Origin of the sequence: Janthinobacterium darwini, from assembly GCF_051380905.1 — a bacterium.
In the GTDB taxonomy this organism is placed as follows: domain Bacteria; phylum Pseudomonadota; class Gammaproteobacteria; order Burkholderiales; family Burkholderiaceae_D; genus Janthinobacterium.
In genome coordinates this window covers 1,633,637-1,647,735 of record NZ_JBNYXX010000001.1, presented here as the reverse complement: position 1 = coordinate 1,647,735, position 14,099 = coordinate 1,633,637, and the positions used below count along the sequence as shown (strand labels likewise).

The following is a 14,099-nucleotide window of genomic DNA, read 5'->3' as shown; positions in this document are numbered from 1 at the left end:
ATTCACAATACGGCGCGAGACTTACCCGCCCCTTACGGCAGCGTTTTTTTCTCGCAGGAGCAACACGGGGCAGGCAAGGTCAATTCAGCGCGGCGGCCGGTCCGAAGAACTCATGGTGCGTCTGCTGTTCCGGCACGCCCAGCTCGCGCAAGTATTGTTTGACGGCGCGCATGAACGGCTGCGGCCCCAGGAAATAGGCATCGACGTCGCGCGAGGCCGGCAGCCAGTGCGCCAGCTGCTCTTTATCGAGCAAGCCGACGGCGTCCGGCGCATCCTGTTCGCCGCCATGTTCCGCGTAGCAATAATAACGCTGCAGCTGCGGATGCTGTGCAGCCAGTGCGTCGATCTGCGCACGGAACGCATGCACGCCCTGGTTGCGCGCCGCATGGATGAAATGCACGGGGCGCTTGCCGCGCAGGGCCGCCGTCAGCATGGCCAGGGTCGGCGTGATGCCCACGCCGCCACTGATCAGTACCAGAGGTTTTTCGCTGTCGCGCAGCACGAAGTCGCCCGAGGGCGGCGTCAGCTGTACCGTGTCACCCGCCTGCACATGGTCGTGGAAGAAATTGGACACCTTGCCGCCCGCTTCCCGCTTGATGCTGATGCGGTACGTCTGGCCGTTGCTGGCGGCCGACAAGGAGTACTGGCGGCGCATGGGCACGCCATCGACGCTGGCCAGTACGCCGATATACTGGCCTGGCGCAAAGTCGAGCACGGGCTGGTCATCGGCGGGCGCCAGCAGGAAGGAAGTGATCTCGCCGCTTTCCACCGTCTTGCTGCGCACGGTAAAGTCGCGTGCGCCGCTCCAGCCGCCGGGCGCGGCCGCCTGCGCCTTGTAAATGCGCCCTTCCTCGCCGGCCAGGATGTCGGCCAGCTGGCCATAGGCCGCGCCCCAGGCGTCGATGACGGCGTCGCTGGCCACCTCGGCGCCCAGCACTTCTCGGATGGCTTGCAGCAGGCTGGCGCCCACCAGCGGATAGTGCTCGGCGCGGATCTGCAAGGCCACGTGCTTGTTGACGATGGTGGCCACCAGGTCGCCCAGCGCATCGAGTTTATCGATATGTTTGCCATACATCAGCACGCCATTGGCCAGCGCGCGCTGCTGGTCGCCGCTGTGCTGGTGCGCCTGGTTAAAGTACGGCAGCACTTCGGGATGGTCGCGGAACAGATTCTTGTAGAAATGGCGGGTCAGCGCTTCACCACCCTGTTCGAGGATGGGGACGGTGGCCGTGATGATGGCGCGTTGTTCTTGGGTCAGCATGTAAAACTCCTGTATGTCTATTAATTAGTAAGCGGTCTCAGGCCAGCGTTTCAACGGCTGGATATAACTCGGTGTCTTCGCGCCGCATGCGCTGGTACAGCGCGTGCAGCACGGTATTGGCTTCGCTGCGGAACGCTTCCGGCTCGGCGGCCAGGCGCATGGGCGTATTCCAGCGACCGGCAAAGTCCAGGTAGGCACCGGCGATGCCGTGCATTTCATGTTCGTACTGGCGCCCCAGCCGTGCCACCTTGGCCACGCCGCAGGCCTGCGCGGCCGGATACAGGTAGCGCTGCTCGACGGCCAGGTGCAGCTTGATCAAGCCGCTCATGGCGATGATCTGTTCGGCAATCGCCTGCGCACGTGCGGCGACACCGCCGCGCGCCAATTGGCGCAAGTCATCGATGGCGGCCAGGATGGCCAGGTGCTGCTGTTTGAACTTGTCGATATTCATGGCGTGTTTCTCTTGTTGAGAGTTGCCAGTGTAGCGGAGTTCGCTTAAACATGCAAAGTATATGCATGTTTAAAACTTCCGTGTTTACTGCGGGAATCTGGATCGACATGCGCCACTATGTGCGGCACAGAACACAAGCCACGGCCCTCCCTGCCTATAATTTATTCATCACAGCGCGTGCCCGTTTGCGGCCGTGCCGCACCCTCCACTCCAGCCAAGGACGAGCATGAAAATCAAGACGGGCACGGGCCAGGCGCAGCAACTGGCCGGCATCATCAACGAGCACCACACGGAACTGCTGGAAGGCTGGATGGCCGGCCTGATCGCCCGTCTGGTACGGCGCGACAAGATCGCGGAAAACGAGCTGCGCCAGCAGGCAGCGCAATTGCTGCCTCTGCTGGCGGGTGCGCTGGAAAGCGGCGACTCTTTCGACATCGAAGGCGGCGCCTGGGACGACACGCGCGCGCTGCTCGCCGAAATATCGCAATCACGCGTGCGCCAGGGCTATTCGCCGATCGAGACGGCCAGCTTCATGTTCGCCCTCAAGGAGCCGCTGTTCGCTTACCTGCGCAAGGAAATCACGGCGCAACCGCAGGAACTGGGGGACGCCATCGTCAGCACCAGCAAATTATTCGACGAGCTGGGCCTGCTGACCATTGCCATTTACCAGAAGGCGCGCGAACAGGTGATCTTGCGCCAGCAGCAGGAATTGCTGGAACTGTCCACGCCCGTGGTGCAGCTGTGGCAAAACGTGCTGGCCCTGCCCCTGATTGGCACTCTCGACAGCGCCCGCACGCAGGTGGTGATGGAAAGCCTGCTGCAAAAGATCGTCGACACGGGCGCCCTGATCGCCATTATCGACATCACTGGCGTGCCCACCGTCGACACCCTGGTGGCGCAGCACCTGCTGAAAACCATCGCCGCCGCGCGCCTGATGGGCGCAGACTGCATCATCAGCGGCATCCGCCCGCAGATCGCGCAAACCATTGTGCACCTGGGCGTCAACCTGGAAGACGTGATCACCAAGGCCACCCTGGCCGACGCCTTTGTCGTGGCCCTGAAACGCACGGGCTCCAGCATCACCTACCAGCAGCAACAACACTGAGGCGCCTATGGAAAGAATCCCCATTTTACGCATGGGCCGGCTGCTGCTGGTGACGATCCAGGTGGACATGCATGACCGCCTGGCGATGACCTTGCAGGACGACCTGACCACGCGCATCGTGACGGACCGCGCCACGGGCGTGCTGATCGACATTTCCGCGCTCGACATCGTCGACTCCTTCATCGGCCGCATGATCAGCAACACGGCGGCGATGGCGAAAATCCTCGACGCGCGCACCGTGGTGGTGGGCATGCAGCCGGCCGTCGCCATCACCCTGGTGGAGCTGGGCCTGGCGCTGGAAGGCGTGAGCACGGCGCTCAACGTGGAACGGGGAATCAAGCTGCTGGAACGGGGCGGCACATGCGCGTGACGGGGGCGCCGTGCTAGGCGCGCAAGCACAGGAACGCGCGCAGGCAGTGGCGCAGATCCTGCCCCTGCACAGCGATGAAGATGTCGTGCGGCTACGCAAGCAGGTACGCGACAGCATGGTCGCCATGGGTTTTGGCCTGATCGAACAGACCAAGATCATCACGGCGGCGAGCGAACTGGCGCGCAACACCCTGCGCTACGGCGGCGGCGGCGAAGCGCGCATCGCGCGCGTCAGCGATGGCGCGCGCCAGGGCCTGGAACTGCGTTTCATCGATGCGGGGCCGGGCATCGACGATATTCCCCTGGCGCTGACCGATGGCTATACCAGCGGCGGCGGGCTGGGACTGGGGCTGGGTGGCGCCAAGCGCCTGGCCGACGCCTTTCACATTGACACGGCGCCCGGCGTGGGCACCACCGTCACCATCGCGAAATGGAAGCTGTTTTGAACCACCTTGACCAAGCCCCTGACATTGCCAGGCAACGCAGTTTTCCCATCGGCGAACCGAGCGAGATCGCTGCGGCCCGCCGCGCCGGCAACGAACTGGCGCGCCGCATCGGTTTCGACGACGTGCGCACGGGCCAGCTGGCCATCATCATCAGCGAAGCGGCCACCAACATCGTCAAGCACGCGCAGCGCGGCGAAATCCTGCTGCGCAAGGTGCTGCGCGGCGGCACCAGCGGCATCGAAGTGCTGGCCATCGACAGCGGTCCAGGCATGGCCAATGTGCGCCAGCACATGCAGGATGGCCATTCCACCACGGGCACCTACGGCGTGGGACTGGGCGCGATACGCCGCCTGGGGCAGGAATTCGACCTGTACACGGCGCCCGGCAAGGGCACGGTGCTGATGGCGGTGGTCTGGGGGCAGCATGCCAGCAGCGCCATTCCCGCTCATCCGAACTGGCGGATCGGCGCCGTATGCCTGCCGCTGGCGTCGGAACAGGTGTGCGGCGACGCCTGGAACGTGGTCTGCGAGGGCCATGAATTGAGCCTGATGGTGGCCGATGGCCTGGGCCACGGCCCCCTGGCTGCGCGCGCCTCGGAATGTGCCAGCGCGCTGCTGGAACACGACACGCCCGGCCTGCCGCCCCTGCCCGCGTCCTTCATCGAACTGGCCCACGGCGCCCTGCGTAACACGCGCGGCGCAGCGCTGGCGGTGGCGCATATCGATAGCGCGCGCCGCGAATTGCGCTATGCGGGCGTGGGCAACATCGCCGCCTGCGCCTTCGATATGCAGCAGCGCCGGCATTTGCTGTCGCATAACGGCATCGTCGGCAGCAACCTGCGCAAGGTGCAGGAATTTTGCTATCCGTGGCAACTGGGCGCGACACTGATCATGCATACCGACGGCCTGCATACGCGCTGGGATCTGGAGCAGTATCCGGGTCTGATGCACTGCCATCCCAGCATCATCGCCGCAGTGCTGTACCGCGATTTTTCACGCGGGCGCGACGACGTCACGGTGGTGGTGCTGCGCGAACATGAGGACCACCAGGCTGTTACAGCAGAAGGGACAGGTGCGGCATGACACAACGCATATTGACAGCCCATATCGGCAGCGAACTCGATGTGGTGGGCGCTCGCCAGCGCGCGCGGCAGATTGCCGCCATGTGCGGCTTTGGCGCGCAAGACCAGGTGCGCATCGCCACGGCCGTGTCGGAACTGGCGCGCAACGTCTACAACTACGCCGGCAGCGGCAAGGTGCATTTCGCCATCGATGGCCTGACGGCGCCGCAGGTGCTCAGCATCCGCATCGAGGACCAGGGCCCCGGCATCGCGCAGCTCGAACAGATACTGGCCGGCACTTACCGCTCGCACACGGGCATGGGGCTGGGCATCCTGGGCGCGCAGCGATTGATGGACCGCTGCCACATCCGCAGCGCGCCGGGCGATGGCACGCACATCACCTTGCAAAAGTTATTCCCGCGCGACGCGCCCCTGCTCGACGGGCAGGGCATCGGCGCCCTGTCCGGCAGCCTGCAGGCGCTGCCATCGGACATCACACTCTCTGAAGTGCAGCAACAGAACCGCGAGCTGCTCGCCACCCTGGCCGAACTGAAGACGCGCCAGGACGATTTATTACAGCTGACGCGCGAACTGGAAGACACCAACCGGGGCGTAGTGGCGCTGTTCGCGGAACTGGATGAAAAAGCCGACCACCTGCGCCGCGCCGACCAGATGAAATCGCGCTTCCTGTCGAACATGAGCCATGAATTCCGCACGCCGCTCAGCTCCATCCGTGCCCTGTCCAAGCTGCTGCTCGACCGCATCGACGGCGAACTGTCGGAAGAGCAGGAAAAACAGGTGCTGTTCATCCTGCAAAGCGCCGTCAGCCTGAGCGACCTGGTGAACGACTTGCTGGACCTGGCCAAGATCGAGGCGGGCAAGGTCGACGTGCATGCCAACAATTTTCAGGTCGCCGATCTGTTCAGCGCACTGCGCGGCATGCTGCGCCCGCTGCTGGTGTCCGATTCCCTCTCGCTCACCTTCATCGACCCCGATCCGGCGCTGCACATTCATACGGATGAAGGCAAGCTGTCGCAAATCCTGCGCAACTTCATCTCCAACGCCCTCAAGTTCACGGAAGCGGGCGCCATCGTCGTCAGCGCCACGCCGCTGCCAGAGCAGAATGCCATCCGCTTTTCCGTCTCCGACACGGGCCTGGGCATCGCCGCCGAAGACGTGCAGCTGATTTTCGAGGAATTCAGCCAGGTGGAAAACCACATGCAGCGCAAGGTCAAGGGCACGGGCCTGGGCCTGCCCCTGTGCCGCAACCTGGCCACCCTGCTCAATGGCACCGTGTCCGTGGAAAGCACGCCGGGCCAGGGTTCGCTGTTTTCCGTCGTCCTGCCCACCAGCTACCATGCGCCCGAAGGCAGCCTGCCGCCGTGCGCGCCGGCCAACGACAACGGCAATGACCAGCGCATCGGCGTGCTCGTGGTGGAAGACAATCCGCCCATCCGCCTGCTGTATGAAAAATTTCTGGCCGGCAGCGAATTTCGCGTGATCCCCGCGCGCAGCGTGCGCGAGGCGCAGGAGCGCTGGGAACAGCAGCGCCCTGCCGCCGTCATCCTCGACATCCTGCTACACGGCGAAACGGCATGGCACTGGCTGGCCGAGCTGAAAAACGATCCGCTGCGGCGCCAGGTGCCCGTCATCGTCGCCACCGAGATCGACGACGTGCGCAAGGGCCTGGCCCTCGGCGCCGACGCCTACTATGTCAAGCCGCTGCTGCGCCAGCAATTGCTGGCGACCCTGCGCGCGCTGATAGGCAATCCACACCACCGGCAAGAGCCGGTTCCGCCGCAAGGCACAACCACCTGGGACAATGCGCATGCTACCGGATAACAATAGCGATGCTCTGATCCTGAACGTCGATGACAGCGACGGCGCCCGCTACGCCAAGTCGCGCATCCTCAAACGCGCCGGCTTCAAGGTCATCGAAGCCTCGAACGGGGGCGACGCGCTGCTGCGCGCCCGCCAGGACCGGCCCAACCTGATCCTGCTGGACGTCAAGCTTCCCGACATCAACGGCCTGGAAGTGTGCCGCCAGCTGAAAGCCGGCGCCGAGACAAACACCATCCTGGTGCTGCAGACGTCCGCGTCCTGTATCGGCACGGCCGACAAGATCCGCGCCCTGGACGGCGGCGCCGACAATTACCTGGTCGAACCGATCGAGGCGGATGAACTGATCGCCAACGTCAAGGCACTGCTGCGCCTGGGCCGCGTCGAGCGCGCACTGCGCGACGTGGACCGCCGCAAGGATGAATTCCTGGCCACCCTGGCCCACGAACTGCGCAACCCGCTGGGTCCCATCCGCACGGCGCTGGCCCTGCTGTGCAAGCTCGATCCCGTCGTGCCGGCCATGCAGGATAACGCGCGCCGCACCATCGGGCGCCACACGAGTCACCTGGTGCGCCTGGTGGACGACCTGCTCGACGTGTCGCGCATTTCGCAGGGAAAAATCTCGCTGCAATGGGAAAGGGTGAGCATGGCAAGCGTCATCCGCAGCGCGCTGGAAACGAGTTCGCACAGCGTCGAAGCGCGCGGCCATGCGCTCGATGTGAGCCTGCCCCGGGAAGAACTGTGGGTCTGCGGCGACGCCGTGCGACTGTCGCAGATCGTCGCCAACCTGCTGCTCAACGCAGCCAAGTTCACGGCGCCGGGCGGGCGCATCACGATTTCCGCCGCGCGCGAAGACGACAAGGTGCGTATCCGCCTGAGCGACAACGGCATCGGCATCGCCGCCGCCAGTATCGACAGCATCTTCGACCTGTTCGAGCAGAGCGGCCACGCGCCCGACCGGGTGCAGGATGGCCTGGGCATAGGCCTGTCGCTGGTGCGCAAGCTGGTGACCTTGCACGGCGGCCAGGTCAGCGTGCACAGCCCCGGCGTGGGGCTGGGCAGCACCTTCGAGGTCGTTCTGCCGCTCGACGCCCAGGTGCCGCCTCCGGCCATCGCGCCAGTGCCGGAGACGGCCAGCGGCGGCAGCCAGCGCATCCTCGTTGTCGACGACAACTGCGATGCAGCCGACACCCTGGCCGAATTGCTGGAAATGTACGGCCACACGGTGCGCACCGCCTATACGGGCGCGCAAGCAATCGAGCGCACCCTGGAATTCACGCCCGACATCGTCTTTCTCGACATCGGCCTGCCCGACATGAGCGGCTACGAGGTGGCAGGCAAGCTGCGCCAGTTGCCGATACCGCAGCAATTCCTGCTGGTGGCCCTGACCGGCTATGGCCAGGAACACGACCGCCAGACGGCCCTGCAGGCCGGTTTCAATGAGCACTTCGCCAAACCCGTCGATTTCGGCAAGCTGGCCATGCTGGGACTGCATATCGGGCCATGACGCTGGACTGGCAGCGAGTTGGTCTTTTATATAACGCTTCGGCTATAATCGGCCGTGCGAAACGCGACTGTTTCGGGCCACCTGGGATGAACAATTGCGGCAACAACCGATGTGTAACGGCGCTGCTGTGCCTTTTCTTCCATGGCTGCGCCCCCGTGCTTGGGTGGCCGCCTTGGCCGCCACGGCCTTGTTGGCGGTGCCCGCCAGCGCCGAAGAAGGCTTGCCGGCCAGGCTGGTATGCCATGACGATCTCTTCGTACCTTACTTCATGCAGAAGCACGGCCGCATCGAAGGATTGAACGTGGATGTGCTGCGTGAGGCGGCAGCCCGCCTGGGCATCGCCATTGAATTTCGCGCCATGCCATGGCGCCGGCTCGAAAGTGAGCTGGCCAGGCCGCAGGGCACGGTCGATTGCGCCTTCGCCATGAGCCGCACGCCGGCACGCGAGCAGTACCTGGAATTTGGCAAGGTAGCGCTGCAGCCGACCGAATATGCGCTGTTCGTGCGGCGGGACGACACGCTGCCGGCCGTGGGCAAGCTGGACGACCTGGCCGGCAAAGTGATAGGCGTGCGCGCTGGATTCCGCCTGCCCGAAGCCATCGCCGCCGGCGTCGCGCAGGGCCGCTGGAGCGTCGCCGAAGTACCGACGGATGCCGCCAATTTCCAGAAACTGGCGCTGCGCCGCATCGATGCCGTGCTGGCGGACGGCGTCGTCGGCCAGTACACGGTCAAACAGCTGAAACTGCAAGGCATCGTCCGCGTGGCGCCGCAACTGGCCCGCTTCGACACCTATATCGTGTTTCGCAAGAATAAAGGCTCGCCCGCGCTGGCCGCCGCCTTCGACCGCGCATTCCGGCGCATGCGCCAGGATGGCAGTTTCACGCGCATCACTTCCGCCTATCTGGGCGCACCGCTTCTGGAACCTTGACATGACAACCCGCACGCCGCTGCTGCGCATCACGATGATACTGGGCGCCCTGCACGCCCTGCTGGGCTGGCTGCTACTGCCTGCGCTGCCCGTCGGCCTGGCCGGCTGGCTGCTGGGCGGCCTGGCCTTGCTGGCTTCGACCATGTTGATGCCGATGACCATCTTCGCCCGCGCCGTCACGGCCAATGCGCGCCTGGCCGACCGTTTGAGCTGGGCCGGCTCGCTGTGCATGGGATTTTTTTCCTCGCTGTTCGTGCTCACCGTGCTGCGCGAACTGCTCATGCTGATTCCCGCCAGCCGCCCCCACGCGCAGGCGTCCGCCGTGGCGGCACTGGCCCTGGCGCTGCTGGCTACCATCCTTGGCTACATCAACGCCCGCAAGGTGGCGCGCGTGCGCGAGGTCGATGTGCCCATCGCCGGCCTGCCGCCCGCCCTGCAGGGTTACACCATCGTGCAGCTGAGCGACATCCATGTGGGCGCCACCATCAAGCGCGCCTACGTGGAGGCCATCGTCGCGCGCGCCAATGGCCTGCAGGCGGACCTCATCGCCATCACGGGTGACGTGGTCGACGGCACGGTGGCCCAACTGGGCGCGCACACGGCGCCGCTCGGCGACTTGAAGGCGCGCCATGGCGTCTTCCTCGTCACGGGCAACCATGAATACTATTCGGGCGCCGCGCCCTGGGTGGCGGAATTTCGCCGACTTGGCTTGCGCGTGCTGATGAACGAACATGCGGTCCTCGAACACGGCGGCGCGCGCCTGGCCCTGGCCGGTGTCACCGACTACAATGCCGCCGCCTTCGATACCGCCCAGGCTAGCGACCCGCAGGGTGCCATCGCCGGCGCGCCAGCCGGAATCCCGCGCATCCTGCTGGCGCACCAGCCGCGCAGCGCGCCCGAAGCCGAAGCGGCTGGTTACGACTTGCAATTGTCGGGCCACACGCACGGGGGACAATTCTGGCCGTGGAATTTGTTCGTGCCGCTGCAGCAACCGTACGTGGCAGGCCTGCACCGGCGCGGCCGCCTGTGGATTTATGTCAGCCGCGGCACAGGATACTGGGGTCCGCCGAAACGTATCGGCGCGCCGGCGGAAATTACGAAGCTGAGGCTGGTAGCGGCTTAAGCTTCACTCCTCCCAGCCGGTCATCCATGCCTCGAAACGCGCTACCACCGCCGGTGGATTCAAGCGCGCCATCGCGCCTTCCACTGGCTCGCTGTCGCTGACATCGAACAGCAGCACGGATTCGTCGCGCCGCGCGCCCGTGCCGAACACGCCTTCGGCGTCAACCTGCGCCAGCGCCGCGATGCAGGCGTCGAACACGCCCGTGCGGAAAGTGGCGAAATCTACATCGAATGGCAAGTCGCGGTGCGCCTGCAACAACAGGCGGTAGGCGCTGTCGAAGTAGGCGCCGCCGTCGTCATGCGCCCATTCGGCCGGATTCCACAGCATCTCTTCTGCATAGTCCGAGGCGGCCAGCGCTTCGCGGCTGTTGGCCATGGGGCCGATAGTCATGGCGCTGTCGTCGCTCACCAGTGCGAAAGCGTTGATATGCTGCTCCGGATGCGCACGGCGTACGGCATCAACGGCCAGGCGCGCGGCACCCGCCACCAGTGTTTGCAGCAGCGCGTAATCAAACACGGCCGGGTCGATGACGCTCTCGCGCGCCAACGTATAGCCATCAGCCAGAGCGCTGCGGCAATGCGCCTGGTAGGCGGCATGCGCTCCAGCGACACTGGCGTAGTCCTTGCGCGTCTCTTCGCCCCATGTCTGGACCGCGCCGGCTGCCGTCCATACGGTCGCGCCAAACACGCGCGCTTCCTGGAAGCGGGCCGGCTGATCGCCGTCAAAGGTGTAAAACAGGCTGTAATTGCTATACATAAGTGCTTCTTATTGTTTAATCGGGCCGCATCTGCGCGGCGAAATCGCGCTGGCGGAACTGCTCCAGCAAAAACTCGACGAACACGCGCGTCTTCGCCGGCAAGAGCTTCTTGCTGGCATAGTACACGGACAGGGGGCCTGAATCGGCATGCCAGCCGGGCAGCAAGCGGATCAAGGCGCCGCTGCGCAAGTGCTCCAGCGCGTGCGCCATGGGCAGCAGCGCCACGCCGACGCCCATGACGGCAGCCTGCGCCATCGCGTCCGGGTCGTCGAAGATGGCGCGCGGGCGGTATTCGGCCACGCCTTCGCCGCCCGAGCCATTACGCAATATCCAGCTGCGCAGTCTCCCGCTGCCGGCCGAGCGGCGCGCCACGCCGTCGAAGTGCGCCAGGTCCGACGGATGCACGGGCATGACCTTGCCCTGCATGAAGGCGGGCGACGCCGTGGCGACGACGTGGACGTGGCCCAGTTCGCGCGCCACCACGCCCGGCGCCAGCTCGATGCCGCCGCCGATGGCCACATCAAACCCTTCGCCGATCAAGTCCACTTGCCGGTTATCGAAATGGCAGTCGGGAACCACGCCCGGGTAGCGGGCGATGAAGTCGCCCAGCAGCGGCACCACGTAGCTGCGCCCGAACGACGGCGCCATGCTGATCTTCAGGATGCCGGCCGGCTGGCCGCCCTCTTCGGCCACGCCAGCGATCGCCTCGCGCAAGGTGGACAGGGCGCCACCGATCTGCTGCAGGAAGCGCTCGCCCCCTTCCGTCAGGGTCAGGCGGCGCGTGCTGCGCTGGAACAACCGCAGTTCCAGGCTCGCTTCCAGCCGCGCCACGTTCTTGCTGACGGCCGCCGGCGTCAGTCCCAGGCGGCGCGCGGCCGCTGAAAAGCTGCCCAGCTCGGCAGACAGCACGAAGGATTGCAAGTGATTCAGGGCGTCCATGCACCTATTTTACCCGCTCATTTGATAGTTATGGTTGAAAGTGATTGTAGCGATTCATGGCTACCGCGCAGGCAATGGAAGGCAGATACTGACCTTCTCGACTCCTCACACAGAAAGCACATCATGCAAACCCAAGCTACCAGCAGCACTTCCCTGCCACTGCAAAACAAGATCGCCTTCGTCACGGGCGGCTCGCGCGGCATCGGCGCCGCCATCGTGCGCCGCCTTGCCAGCCAGGGCGCCAACGTCGTCTTCACCTATCAAAGCTCGGCCGCCGAAGCGCAGGCGCTGGCCGCCACGGTGGAAGCCAGCGGCGGCCAGGCGCATGGCGTGCAGGCCGATGCGGCCAATGCCACAGCCCTGACGGCCGCCATCGACAAGGTGGCCGCGCAGTTTGGCAAGATCGATATCCTGGTCAACAACGCGGGCGTGTTCCTGCCCGGCGCCATCGACGACTTTACTCTGGCAGACTTCGACAAGACCTTGAACGTCAATGTGCGCGCCGTGTTCGTGGCCATCAAGGCAGCCGTGGCGCACATGCAGACGGGTGGGCGCATCATCAATATCGGCAGCACGAATGCGCACCGCATGCCGTTCGGCGGCGCGGCTGCCTACGCCATGAGCAAATCGGCGCTGAGCGGCCTGACGCAAGGCCTGTCGCGCGACCTGGGCCCGCGCGGCATCACCATCAACAACGTGGAACCGGGCCCCGTCGCCACGGATATGAACCCGCCCACGGGCGACTTCGCAGACCTGATGCACGGGCTGATGGCCCTGCCCCGCCACGGCACGGCCGATGAAATCGCCGGCATGGTGGCTTACCTGGCCAGCGCAGAAGCGGCATTCGTCACGGGCGCCGGGCTGAAGATCGACGGCGGTTTTGCCGCCTGATCCAGTCCGAGCATCAGCGAGCGGTGTGCCGCTATGCCCGCCATGGCGCCATCAGCCACCGCGAACGCCACGCTGCCGGCCATGCGCCCCGCATCGCCACAGCAAAAGACGCCGGGCACGCTGCTGGCCTTTTGCTCGTCGGTGCGCACGAACGGGCCCATGGCTCCCTCTTCCAGCAAGCAGCCCAAGTCGCCAGCCAGGGAACTGGCCAGGCGGGTACGGGTCGCCACGAACAAGCCGGCCATCACGTGGCGGCTGCCGTCCGCCATCAGCACATCGGCCACCCCGTCGATCTGCGCCACAGGCGTGCGCACCAGCTTTACGCCACGCGCATCCAGTTGCGCCAGCTGCGCCGCGTCGGGTTCGAAGGCGCCATTCAGAAAAAAGGTGACCGTGCCCCAGTCCGGCAGCATCAGGGCATGGTGCATGGACAGGGGCCCGGTGGCCAGCACGCCGATGGCGCCCTGCTCCAGCTCATAGCCGTGGCAATACGGGCAGTGAAAGACGCTGCTGCCCCAGCGTTCGGCCAGGCCTTCGACGGTCGGCAATTCGTCGATCACGCCGGTCGCCAGCACCAGGCGGCGGCCGTGCACGACACTGCCGTCCGCCAGGCTCACGTCAAAGCCATCGCCGCTGGCCACCGCCTGCCAGGCCGTGCCGTCCAGCCATGTGACGGTGGCATACGCCAGCAATTGCGCCTTGCCTTCGGCCGCGATGGCGGCCGTCCCGCTGCCGTCGCGGGTCAGGAAACCGTGGGAATGGCTGGCGTAGCGGTTGCGGCGCTGGCCGCCGTCGATCACCAGTACGCGGCGGCGGGCGCGCGCCAGTTGCGTGGCGGCGGACAGGCCAGCATAACTGCCGCCGACGATGATGGCGTCGAACGGGGCGCAGGTCGTGGCGCCGTCCGCGCCCTGGGGTTCAGAAATGTGCATGAGGTGCTCCTAGGTGTATGGCGTATTGTTGGCTGAAACGTTCGGCCAGGTCGGCCAGGGTGACGGCGCCGAAGCGCTGGATCAGCAACGCCTCGGCTTCATCAAAGGCGCCGGCCAGCGACTGGTTGACCACTTGCTCCACCAGGCAGCCCGGCTGATCGATGCGATTGCCCATGGCGAAGATGGTGGGCGAACCCACGGCCACGTAAATGTCTTGCAGGGTCACGCCGTGCAAGTCGCAAACGATGCGCCAGCCGCCGCCATGGCCCTTGACCGACGCCACGTAACCGCGCTCGCGCAAGCCAGCCATTACGCGCCGCACCAGCACGGGGTTGGTGTCCAGATAGCCGGAGAGTTCATCGGACGTCATCGGGCGTCCCGCGTGGGCCATGTGCAGCAGCACATGGAGGATGGATGATAGTTTGCTGTCGCGTCTCATGTAACTAATGATAGTACATAATCCTCACACATGCAAACGAGTTGCAATACCG

At 65.3% G+C, this 14,099-nt stretch carries 15 protein-coding genes; 9 read left to right on the top strand and 6 right to left on the bottom strand.

All coding sequences use genetic code 11. From position 1 onward, the window contains the following. Positions 1–79 precede the first annotated feature (79 nt). Both hmpA and ACQ4WZ_RS07660 read right to left on the bottom strand, forming a co-directional pair. Entirely contained in the window at positions 80–1,261 is a 1,182-nt protein-coding gene (gene hmpA / locus ACQ4WZ_RS07665) for an NO-inducible flavohemoprotein (protein WP_436573009.1), read from the bottom strand. 37 nt (positions 1,262–1,298) lie between these two features. Beyond that, the gene (locus ACQ4WZ_RS07660) at positions 1,299–1,712 is read right to left on the bottom strand and encodes a hemerythrin domain-containing protein (protein WP_101481518.1); all 414 of its coding nucleotides are present in this window, start codon (positions 1,710–1,712) and stop codon (positions 1,299–1,301) included. A gap of 226 nt (positions 1,713–1,938) precedes the next feature. Between ACQ4WZ_RS07660 and ACQ4WZ_RS07655 the strand changes: the two genes are divergently transcribed. The 8 genes from ACQ4WZ_RS07655 to ACQ4WZ_RS07620 all read left to right on the top strand — a co-directional run bounded on the left by ACQ4WZ_RS07655 (position 1,939) and on the right by ACQ4WZ_RS07620 (position 10,089). Next, on the top strand, positions 1,939–2,817 hold the full coding sequence (locus tag ACQ4WZ_RS07655; protein WP_436573008.1) for an STAS domain-containing protein: 879 nt from the start codon (positions 1,939–1,941) through the stop codon (positions 2,815–2,817). Positions 2,818–2,824: 7 nt separating this feature from the next. Beyond that, a complete protein-coding gene (locus ACQ4WZ_RS07650; RefSeq protein WP_101481520.1) occupies positions 2,825–3,187 on the top strand; it encodes an STAS domain-containing protein in 363 nt (120 codons plus the stop codon). 10 nt (positions 3,188–3,197) lie between these two features. Further along, positions 3,198–3,632, top strand: coding sequence for an ATP-binding protein (locus ACQ4WZ_RS07645; RefSeq protein ID WP_243858041.1), 435 nt, complete (start codon positions 3,198–3,200; stop codon positions 3,630–3,632). Further along, on the top strand, positions 3,629–4,714 hold the full coding sequence (locus ACQ4WZ_RS07640; RefSeq protein ID WP_257561037.1) for an ATP-binding SpoIIE family protein phosphatase: 1,086 nt from the start codon (positions 3,629–3,631) through the stop codon (positions 4,712–4,714). Before ACQ4WZ_RS07645 ends, ACQ4WZ_RS07640 begins: the two co-directional genes overlap by 4 nt. After that, positions 4,711–6,534, top strand: a complete 1,824-nt coding sequence (locus ACQ4WZ_RS07635; protein WP_436573007.1) for an ATP-binding protein — start codon at positions 4,711–4,713, stop codon at positions 6,532–6,534. The genes ACQ4WZ_RS07640 and ACQ4WZ_RS07635 overlap by 4 nt, the downstream gene beginning before the upstream one ends. After that, positions 6,521–8,038: an ATP-binding response regulator gene (locus tag ACQ4WZ_RS07630; protein ID WP_101484572.1), complete on the top strand. Its 1,518-nt coding sequence runs from the start codon at positions 6,521–6,523 to the stop codon at positions 8,036–8,038. The genes ACQ4WZ_RS07635 and ACQ4WZ_RS07630 overlap by 14 nt, the downstream gene beginning before the upstream one ends. 127 nt (positions 8,039–8,165) lie before the next feature. Continuing rightward, complete coding sequence (locus ACQ4WZ_RS07625) at positions 8,166–8,966, top strand: substrate-binding periplasmic protein (RefSeq protein ID WP_436573006.1); 801 nt, start codon at positions 8,166–8,168, stop codon at positions 8,964–8,966. 1 nt (position 8,967) lies between these two features. Further along, positions 8,968–10,089, top strand: coding sequence for a metallophosphoesterase (locus ACQ4WZ_RS07620; protein ID WP_101481524.1), 1,122 nt, complete (start codon positions 8,968–8,970; stop codon positions 10,087–10,089). Positions 10,090–10,092: 3 nt separating this feature from the next. On the opposite strand, the gene ACQ4WZ_RS07615 is transcribed toward ACQ4WZ_RS07620, so the two are convergent. Beyond that, the gene (locus ACQ4WZ_RS07615; protein ID WP_101481525.1) at positions 10,093–10,845 is read right to left on the bottom strand and encodes a DUF4303 domain-containing protein; all 753 of its coding nucleotides are present in this window, start codon (positions 10,843–10,845) and stop codon (positions 10,093–10,095) included. A 16-nt stretch (positions 10,846–10,861) separates the two neighbouring features. Next, the gene (locus ACQ4WZ_RS07610; protein WP_133991062.1) at positions 10,862–11,785 is read right to left on the bottom strand and encodes a LysR family transcriptional regulator; all 924 of its coding nucleotides are present in this window, start codon (positions 11,783–11,785) and stop codon (positions 10,862–10,864) included. 123 nt (positions 11,786–11,908) lie between these two features. Here ACQ4WZ_RS07610 and ACQ4WZ_RS07605 point away from each other — a divergent pair, with 123 nt between their 5' ends. Continuing rightward, entirely contained in the window at positions 11,909–12,676 is a 768-nt protein-coding gene (locus tag ACQ4WZ_RS07605; RefSeq protein WP_133991060.1) for an SDR family oxidoreductase, read from the top strand. Here the strand turns inward: ACQ4WZ_RS07605 and ACQ4WZ_RS07600 are convergent. Together ACQ4WZ_RS07600 and ACQ4WZ_RS07595 are read right to left on the bottom strand one after the other, a co-directional pair. After that, entirely contained in the window at positions 12,604–13,608 is a 1,005-nt protein-coding gene (locus ACQ4WZ_RS07600; RefSeq protein WP_436573005.1) for an NAD(P)/FAD-dependent oxidoreductase, read from the bottom strand. The genes ACQ4WZ_RS07605 and ACQ4WZ_RS07600 overlap by 73 nt on opposite strands. Continuing rightward, positions 13,595–14,047: an RrF2 family transcriptional regulator gene (locus ACQ4WZ_RS07595; RefSeq protein WP_436573004.1), complete on the bottom strand. Its 453-nt coding sequence runs from the start codon at positions 14,045–14,047 to the stop codon at positions 13,595–13,597. Before ACQ4WZ_RS07595 ends, ACQ4WZ_RS07600 begins: the two co-directional genes overlap by 14 nt. Between the last annotated feature and the right edge of the window lie 52 nt (positions 14,048–14,099).

Bases quoted from the DNA above. Each gene is read 5' to 3' on its own strand.
- hmpA (WP_436573009.1), bottom strand. From the start codon at position 1,261: ATGCTGACCCAAGAACAACGCGCCATCATCACGGCCACCGTCCCCATC.
- ACQ4WZ_RS07660 (WP_101481518.1), bottom strand. From the start codon at position 1,712: ATGAATATCGACAAGTTCAAACAGCAGCACCTGGCCATCCTGGCCGCC.
- ACQ4WZ_RS07655 (WP_436573008.1), top strand. From the start codon at position 1,939: ATGAAAATCAAGACGGGCACGGGCCAGGCGCAGCAACTGGCCGGCATC.
- ACQ4WZ_RS07650 (WP_101481520.1), top strand. From the start codon at position 2,825: ATGGAAAGAATCCCCATTTTACGCATGGGCCGGCTGCTGCTGGTGACG.
- ACQ4WZ_RS07635 (WP_436573007.1), top strand. From the start codon at position 4,711: ATGACACAACGCATATTGACAGCCCATATCGGCAGCGAACTCGATGTG.
- ACQ4WZ_RS07630 (WP_101484572.1), top strand. From the start codon at position 6,521: ATGCTACCGGATAACAATAGCGATGCTCTGATCCTGAACGTCGATGAC.
- ACQ4WZ_RS07620 (WP_101481524.1), top strand. From the start codon at position 8,968: ATGACAACCCGCACGCCGCTGCTGCGCATCACGATGATACTGGGCGCC.
- ACQ4WZ_RS07615 (WP_101481525.1), bottom strand. From the start codon at position 10,845: ATGTATAGCAATTACAGCCTGTTTTACACCTTTGACGGCGATCAGCCG.
- ACQ4WZ_RS07610 (WP_133991062.1), bottom strand. From the start codon at position 11,785: ATGGACGCCCTGAATCACTTGCAATCCTTCGTGCTGTCTGCCGAGCTG.
- ACQ4WZ_RS07605 (WP_133991060.1), top strand. From the start codon at position 11,909: ATGCAAACCCAAGCTACCAGCAGCACTTCCCTGCCACTGCAAAACAAG.
- ACQ4WZ_RS07600 (WP_436573005.1), bottom strand. From the start codon at position 13,608: ATGCACATTTCTGAACCCCAGGGCGCGGACGGCGCCACGACCTGCGCC.
- ACQ4WZ_RS07595 (WP_436573004.1), bottom strand. From the start codon at position 14,047: ATGAGACGCGACAGCAAACTATCATCCATCCTCCATGTGCTGCTGCAC.